1 protein-coding gene is annotated in these 484 nt (G+C 32.4%); it reads left to right on the plus strand.

From position 1 onward, the window contains the following. Nucleotides 1–5: 5 nt before the first annotated feature. On the plus strand, nucleotides 6–484 hold a 479-nt coding region (locus LOK78_RS16420), incomplete at its 3' end, for a DUF6090 family protein (protein WP_232635670.1).

Raw genomic sequence — 484 nt, forward strand, 5'->3', positions numbered from 1 at the left:
GAAAAATTAGACAAAAAACCCTGACTGAAAATAAATTTGGAAAGTATTTAACCTATGCTATTGGAGAAATTATTCTTGTAGTTATTGGGATTTTGATTGCCCTACAGATTAATAACTGGAACATAAATAAAAGTAATTTAAAAGAATCTAAGGAGTTTGTTGCACGACTCAAAGCCGAAGTAAAAAGTAATATAGGTTTTTCTCAAGAAGAAATTGAGAAAAAAGAAAGCCAAAGGAGGAGTTCATTGGCTATTTTAAAAATGGTTGGTGAAGATATAACCAAACTTTCTTCCAAGAAATTGGACAGCCTAATCAATATATCTATGGCTAATGGCAACATGGAGTTTAAAAACGGAACCTTAAACGAAGGACTGAATACTGGAAAAGTCGCGCTTATTAAATCCGATTCCTTAAAAACACTTTTATACGGTTTACCATCTCTAGTCGAAGAGGTTAGAAGTGGAGAAAAATACATGAACGAAGA

Source organism: Mangrovimonas futianensis, assembly GCF_021245805.1.
GTDB classification, from domain to species: domain Bacteria; phylum Bacteroidota; class Bacteroidia; order Flavobacteriales; family Flavobacteriaceae; genus Mangrovimonas; species Mangrovimonas futianensis.